This is a genomic window from Pseudoalteromonas sp. OFAV1, assembly GCF_021532595.1.
GTDB classification, from domain to species: domain Bacteria; phylum Pseudomonadota; class Gammaproteobacteria; order Enterobacterales; family Alteromonadaceae; genus Pseudoalteromonas; species Pseudoalteromonas lipolytica_C.
In genome coordinates, this window is record NZ_JAKGBG010000084.1 from 1 (window position 1) to 7,930 (window position 7,930).

Consider the following 7,930-nt stretch of genomic DNA (forward strand, 5'->3'; position numbering starts at 1 on the left):
ATCAATCGCAATAACGTTAAGATTCACCATGTATGGACTCCTTTTGTAAAAGTTTTGTCGCTTATTACGTTACCCCCCTGTGGGAGGGGAGTCCATACATCTCTGTGGTTAGAAAAAAGATCTTTAACTTACAAAGAGGATTAGAGGCGCTGCGCTTTAGAGGAAAACAAATTAAGTAAGTTATTGGTTTACCTCACCCTCTTCTCATTCACTTCTCTTTGTGCAAATTTTTTAAAAACATATTGAACCACAGAGATCACAGAGGCGCTTCGCGCTACACAGAGAAACCAAATAATCACTAAGAGATTATGGGCACTCCACGCTTCAGTGAATAACGATTTACAATCTACTATTCTCTTCCTCTGTGTCCTCTGTGGTTAGAAAAAAGATCTATAACTCACAAAGAGAATAAGAGGCGCTGCGCTATAGAGGAAAACAAATTAAGTAAGTTATTGGTTTACCTCATCCTCTCCTCACTCACTTCTCTTTGTGAAAAAAGATCTGCGCGCGGAATCAATATCATGTCTACAGCAACCTTGCACTTTTCGGTTCAAAAATGCCAAATACAGCGAAAAAATATACTGAATCACATAATCTAAATTTTGCTCTTAACCGTATTTAGGCGCTGTATAAAAACAAAAACCCCAGCAAAAGCTGGGGTTTTGGAAAGTAGATATACTTAAATAAGTATAATCAATTAGTTAGTACCTGTTACTTCTCTTTCTTCACACTCAATAGAAACTTGTCCTGTTAGAGTGTCAGTGCTCTGAACATTCTCAAATGTGAATGTTTGTGATTGACCACCACCATCAACTTTTGCACCACGGATTGTTGCACGTACTTTGTAGGTACCACCGGCTTCAAGGCCAGCAAGGCTAAATGTTGAATTACCTTGTCCCTGAGCTAATGATGCTGCTTTACCATCTTTAGCATAAGTTACAATAGAGCCAGAAAGATCTGGGTTAACTGTATTATCTGCAGCACAAACACCGTTAAGAGTTACTGCACTATCGAATGTCTCAACCGTATTATTAAGTGTAACTTCAACGTCACCACAAATTGGTTGGTTTTCTTGCTCGTACCAAGTGTTACCTGCTCTATCATATAAACGAACTTTAGCTACTGCATCAGATGAAATACCAAAGCGAGCTGTCGATGCACCTGAAATAATCTGTTTAGTAGTACTTCTGATGTAGCTAGAAATAGAACCATCTGGTGAAGTCATAGATACTGCTAGTCCACGAGCAGGTAAGGTACCACCAACAACTTTAACTGATACACCTGAAGTACAAATAGGAACACTCTGATTCATTGAGAAGAATGTTAAATGGTCAGTCATAAAGCTAGCCGGATAAGTGCCATCTGTATTTGCAGCGCCTACTGTAGCTTTGAATTGCTCATCTTTCCACATACCAGTGTCTTCATTGTGTGAAGATACGTTAAGGATGTCGCCTTCACTTACACCACTGCTAGCAGGTAAAGTTACAGATACATTAATAGCAGGAGTAAACTGCTTAACTTTAGTCTCACCAGCAGTCATTGTGATGTTAGTTACGCCAAGTGACTCTTTCACTTCTGTAGTGCTGTTTTCATTTAAGCCGTCAGGAATGATAAGACCAGTACCACTTACACTTGAATCAGCCGCCAACACATTTAATTTAACAGCGCCACCAGCTACAGCATCACCATTTGCGTCTTTTAAAGTTGTGCCTGCAGGAATTGTTACATCTGACTTAGCGCCGTCTTTACTAGCAACAGCAACGATAGGATCAATCGTGGTAGCGTCTGTAAGTTCAACTTCTGTTGTAGCTGAAGCTAAACCTTCAGAATCAGCAGGAACTAAAGCAAAGTCTAGAGGAATGTCATTAGAACCTTCATCAACTTGAGCGTCTAGATCAACAACAAAACTTTTACCTACGTAACCGTCAAAAGTTACTTGCGCAGTTACTTCGCCTGTAGCATCTTCTTTCGGAAGGAAAGTAAAGTTACCAGAATCATCAACAGTAACCATGCTAAGTTCTTCACCGTTAGGATCCACTAAGCTTGTTGCAGCTTCACCATCAACCATGAAAGTAACCATTGCACCAACAAGAGCATCAGCATTTGTAGCATCAATAACATTTACTGAAAATATTTTGTCTGGTTGCTCAGTAACAATTGTATCAGGTGGAACGATTTCTGTTACTGGTGGTACAACTGGATCTGGCACGACCTCATTTTTGTCGTCATCACTCGAACAGCCTGAAAGAGCAAAAACTGATGCTACAGACATAGCTAGTAGCGTTTTTCTGTTAGTAAACATAGGGAGTCCTTTTATTCCTTTTTTAAAATAAACGTATCAAATAAGGTCGATATACAGGGAAATCTCCAACTAAACCCATAGTTGAAAGCAAAATAATTAATAATTTCCCATTGCTACCTGATAGGTTAAATAACAATCACAAGATTTGCAACTGTGATTTTACACAAAGAGCCTTTATTTTACTAAAAAAGGCTCAATAAAAATTATAGATAATATTTACAATCCAGCAATTAGAATTACAAAAAATAAATCAATTTGTCGATTTTAAACTTTTTATTCCTAAAACAGAAACAATGATTATTTGTATTCTAAGTAAACATCTCTCAAGCGGCTAAAATTAGCATATAAATATGCTTTAGATAACCTACCCTGATTCAGATATTTACGGTCGATGCTAACACTATTTACTGGCTTATAAGCTTGATTAAAAATCAATGTATTTTGAGACTCACCAATTCGTGTACCAATCGAGTGTCGCCAAGCTTCCGTACCCTTTACTTGCCCGTAACGCGTTACTGACATGTCTTTTCGTGGTGAGAGCGGAATACTAAACGCAAAGCCTATTTTTCTTGCATCGGTATCTTCGCCATAAAGAGCTAGATAACTATCACCAAACCAGAACCTACTTTCTACTTTAATGCCTGAGTCTTCATTCCAAAACTTACCAACCTCAGCATGAAACGTAACATCATGCTCAACCCAGTTAAATTGGTAGGCTATTGTTTGATAATCTCTATTTGCATCGTAGTCTTGGTAGTCAAAGTAACCAATATTTGCGCTTACCTTGTGGCGACCTTCAGGACTAAGCCAAGTGGTTTCGTTTTGGATGCCATAAAAATCAAAACGTTCTTTATAATACCCAAGCTGTGTTTGGTTATAAATGCCGTAAGGTAATGCGAATGTTTGATAAAGTGTCGCTCTATCAAATTCAGACTCTTCACGGTAATACCTAAATGCTGCATCTTCATCAAAGTCGTCGCTATTAGCTACACTTACCTGGCCACCAAGGTTGATACCCGCACCTTGCCATAAAGGTATGTCTACATCGGCGCGGAGCGCTAATGAAAAATCATATACTCCTAATTCAGTAGCATAGGCATTCGTAAGCGCAGGGCTAAAAGTTACACGCGGCTTAAAGTAAGGCGAGTTAGTATTCATTAAACCAACCCAAGTAAGTGCTCTTGGTAGTGGCATAGCACCTTGATAAACAACTACCTCAGGATGCTTTTGCGAAAGAATAAACTCGCGGTACTCGTCTACGTTACCTTTTAGGCTAAGTTGAGGAATATCTTGCTTAGACATAAAAACATTAAACTCAATGCCTTCACTGCTTACATATTGCGAAATTCGGCCAAGCACTAAACCAATTGCATCAAGGTCATTACGATTAAAAGTTGAGTTTTCAAACTTAACAACAATTTGCTTATCGTTATTAAAGCCCACTTGTACACTTTCGAAACCATCTTTAACTAAAGCATGCTTTAACGTTGCAGCTTGCCTTGTCATTTCTTTATTGCTTTCGAAATAACGGTGTGCGTTAGGATCTTTTATAGTTACGGGATCTTTATTAGCGTTAAGCTTAAAGTAGGCTAGTTCATCACTTTCAGATACCACAGGTTCTGGCGCACTTTCGATCGCCTCGTACTCAGGTTTTGTGAATAATGGCATTTTGAAGTTAACACCCCAAGATGTGTCTTCTTCACTGTAGTCTGTATTACTATAAAAACGGCTAGTGAATGTTAACTCACCGATATCGTATAACCACTTTTTAGGCACTGTGACTTTTACGGCTGCATTAAATGCATCAGCGTCATGCTCTGCTTGCAACGCAAACCAGTCAAATGGTTGCCATTCAATACCAGCAAAAGGGCCATCCATTTGGCCTGTAGCACGATCACTGACTGCGTAACCTGCAGAAAATCTAAAATCCCACAATTCTTTAGAGGCAACAGCGTAGTAAGTTTCGTAGTTATTTGCTGCACCACCGATATCTTTTGCACCAATAGCAACAGTTAACCAGTCTTTTGGTATATAGGGTAATTGGTATTTAGCGTTAAACGATACATCTCGCAATTGCTTTTCATTAACGAGAAATAAATTATCATTCATAGATTCGGCAGCAATTAAACCACTGACTTCAAAACCGTCAAATAAACCTGCAGCAAAAGAGAAGTTATGACCATCAATATACTCTTTACCTCTAAGATCAAGCATGTTGTTGTAACCAATATCAATATTGCCTACATCAACTACATTTGCATTAGGGGTATTTATTAGGCCTGTATAGCCAGTAAAAGATTGATAGTTATTAATTTTATCTGAAGCTAGCACAGGAGCGCAAAGAGTTGCTAACCCGCTAATGAGTAAAGTGTTCGCCTTTAGCATAACTCGAATCCATGAAGAATTATTAGAATTTTTTGTTAACGCCAATATAGCATTAATTAACTAAATTAGTTAGTTGTTCATGTTTAAAAAGTTAATACAAAAATGAAATTTAAATGATAGAGAAAACTAAATAATCACTAAGAGATTATCAGAATAACTATTTAGAATCTGTCGCTCTCTTCCTTTGTACTCTGTGACCTCTATGGTTAAAAAAAGATCTTTAACTCACAAAGAGAATAAGAGGCGCAACGCTTTAGAGGAAGTAAAAATAACCTTGTGGTTTCCTCATTCACTTCTCATTGTGCAAAAACAATATTTGAATCACAGAGCACACCAAGGCGCTACATAGAGAAACCAATATTTAAAAGTTTGGTCTCTCCTTCTCTTCCTCTATGCTCTCTGTGACCTCTGTGGTTAGAAAAAAAGATCTTTAACTCACAAAGGCTTGACGCTTTAGAGAAAGTAAAAATAACCTTGTGGTTTCCTCATTCTCTTCTCATTCACTTCTCATTGTGTAAAAATAATATTTGAATCACAGAGCACACCAAGGCGCTACACAGAGAAACCAATATTTAAAAAGTTTGGTCTCTCCTTCTCTTCCTCAATGCTCTCTGTGTCCTCTGTGGTTATAAAAAAGTTCTATAACTCACAGTTAGTTACAACTCTCTTCGCTCAAAAGAAAATAATTTTGTGGTTTCCTCATTCTTTTCTCATTCACTTCTCTTTGTGTAAAAACAATATTTGAACCATAGAGCACACCGAGGCGCTTCGCTTTAGAGGAACACAAATTAGCTAAGTTCTTGGTTTACCTCATTCTCTTCTCATTCTCTTCTCATTCACTTCTCATTGTGCAAAAACAATATTTGAACCACAGAGCACACCGAGGCGCTGCGCTACACAGAGAAACCAATATTTAAAAAGTTTGATCTCTCCTTCTCTTCCTCTATGCTCTCTGTGTCCTCTGTGGTTATAAAAAAGTTCTATAACTCACAGTTAGTTACAACTCTCTTCGCTCAAAAGAAAATAATTTTGTGGTTTCCTCATTCTTTTCTCATTGTGTAAAAACAATATTTGAATCACAGAGCACACCAAGGCGCTACACAGAGAAACCAATATTTAAAAAGTTTGGTCTCTCCTTCTCTTCCTCTATGCTCTCTGTGACCTCTGTGGTTAGAAAAAAAGGTCTTTAACTCACAAAGGCGTTACGCTTTAGAGAAAGTAAAAATAATCTTGTGGTTTCCTCATTCTTTCCTCATTCACTTCTCTTTGTGCAAAAACAATATTTGAACCACAGAGCACACCAAGGCGATACACAGAGAAACCAATATTTAAAAAGTTTGGTCTCTCCTTCTCTTCCTCTATGCTCTCTGTGACCTCTGTGGTTAGAAAAAAGATCTTTAACTCACAAAGGCGTTACGCTTTAGAGAAAGTAAAAATAATCTTGTGGTTTACCTCATTCTCTTCTCATTCACTTCTCTTTGTGCAAATTGTACAAAAAATCTCACGCGCGAAATAAATTTAACGCCTACGGTATCGTATTCGACTTTAAAAGAGTTTGCTCATCCGACTTAAAACTTAATACCTACAGCTTATGAATAATCCAACAATACATGAAGAACTTTGCTCGTTGCCGTTATAGTCAATAACCTCTATGCTGAGGCTATGCTTCAAAAATAAGGATATTATTATGCAAATAAAACACCACGGAGCAGTTAACGGTGTTACAGGGTCTTGCCACCAGCTTATTATTAACGACAACAACTCAATACTCATCGATTGCGGGCTATTTCAGGGTGAAGACAGCCACGAAGATCTCAATATCGACTTTGACATATCAACCGTAAAAGCGCTTATTGTTACCCACTGCCATATTGATCACGTAGGCCGCATACCCTACCTATTTGTAGCAGGGTTTAAAGGACCAATATACACATCTAAAGCAACCGCAAAACTACTACCACTCGTTATTGAAGACGCCTTAAAACTGGGTGTAACGCGTGATGAAGCCATAATAAACACCTGTATAAGAAGACTAAAACAGCAAATAGTGAGTCTAGATTTTAATAAATGGTACCCCATACCTGTAGAAGTGGGCTTTAGCCCCGACAAAGCAGCCTTGAGCCCCCAAAGCCAAGAAGCTTTATTTAAAATCCGCCTACAACGCGCCGGCCATATTCTTGGCTCTGCCTATGTAGAAATTGAACTTGGCAAAAAACCAAATAATCACAGAGTGGTATTTTCGGGAGATTTAGGAGCCCCATATACGCCGTTATTGCCCTCACCTAAACCGCCATACCGTGCCGATACCTTGGTAATAGAATCGACCTATGGTGATAAAAACCATGATGGTCGAAAAACGCGTGTAAAAGGTTTAAAAAATATTATAGAGCGAGCCGTTAAAGATAACGGTGTGGTACTTATTCCTGCGTTTAGTATTGGCCGAACGCAAGAGCTACTTTATGAGCTAGAACAAATAATTCACTCAGCTCGTAAAAATTCAATGTGGCATAAACTACAAGTAATTGTAGACTCGCCCATGGCCGCCAACTTTACTGCACAGTACCAACACTTTAAAACCCTATGGGATAACGAAGCAAAGAAGCGAGTTAACCAAGGGCGTCACCCGTTAGATTTTGACCAACTGCATACAATTGATACACACCAAGAGCACAAGGCATTAATTAACTTTTTAAGCTCAAAGCAACAGCCCGCAATTATTATAGCTGCCAGCGGTATGTGCACAGGGGGGCGAATTGTTAATTACCTTGAGCAGTTTTTACCTGACAAAACAACCGATATTATTTTTGTTGGCTACCAGGGCAAAGGCACGCTAGGAAGAGATATTCAAACCTACGGCCCAAAAGGCGGTTATGTATATATTAATAATCAAAAGGTTTATATAAACGCGGCAGTTCATACCATCAGTGGCTACAGCGCCCACGCAGATCAAAAGGGACTAATTAGGTTTGTAACAGGTATGAAAAAGAAACCGAAGTTAATCAAAATTGTACACGGCGATGACGAAGCCAAAGCAACTTTGGCTAAAAAATACCAAGCCCTTCTGGGCGATAAAACTAAGGTTGAAATAGCTACATAGATTTACCTACATATTGAACTTTGAACCACAGAGATGTATGGACTCCCCTCCCACAGGGGGTAACGTAATAAGCGACAAAACTTTTACAAAAGGAGTCCATACATGGTGAATCTTAACGTTATTGCGATTGATTTAGCAAAAAATAA

The 7,930-nt window shown here is 38.5% G+C and carries 3 protein-coding genes; 1 reads left to right on the forward strand and 2 read right to left on the reverse strand.

What is annotated here, in order from left to right; translation table 11 throughout:
- Positions 1-697: 697 nt before the first annotated feature.
- Both L1267_RS23290 and L1267_RS23295 read right to left on the reverse strand, forming a co-directional pair.
- A complete protein-coding gene (locus L1267_RS23290) occupies positions 698-2,302 on the reverse strand; it encodes a hypothetical protein (protein ID WP_235384377.1) in 1,605 nt (534 codons plus the stop codon).
- A gap of 297 nt (positions 2,303-2,599) precedes the next feature.
- A complete protein-coding gene (locus L1267_RS23295; RefSeq protein WP_235384378.1) occupies positions 2,600-4,687 on the reverse strand; it encodes a YjbH domain-containing protein in 2,088 nt (695 codons plus the stop codon).
- A 1,687-nt stretch (positions 4,688-6,374) separates the two neighbouring features.
- Here L1267_RS23295 and L1267_RS23300 point away from each other — a divergent pair.
- On the forward strand, positions 6,375-7,784 hold the full coding sequence (locus L1267_RS23300; RefSeq protein WP_235384380.1) for an MBL fold metallo-hydrolase RNA specificity domain-containing protein: 1,410 nt from the start codon (positions 6,375-6,377) through the stop codon (positions 7,782-7,784).
- The last annotated feature ends 146 nt before the right edge of the window (positions 7,785-7,930 follow it).

Excerpts from the sequence above, each read along its gene's own strand:
- L1267_RS23290 (WP_235384377.1), bottom strand. The coding sequence starts at position 2,302 with ATGTTTACTAACAGAAAAACGCTACTAGCTATGTCTGTAGCATCAGTT.
- L1267_RS23295 (WP_235384378.1), bottom strand. The coding sequence starts at position 4,687 with ATGCTAAAGGCGAACACTTTACTCATTAGCGGGTTAGCAACTCTTTGC.
- L1267_RS23300 (WP_235384380.1), top strand. The coding sequence starts at position 6,375 with ATGCAAATAAAACACCACGGAGCAGTTAACGGTGTTACAGGGTCTTGC.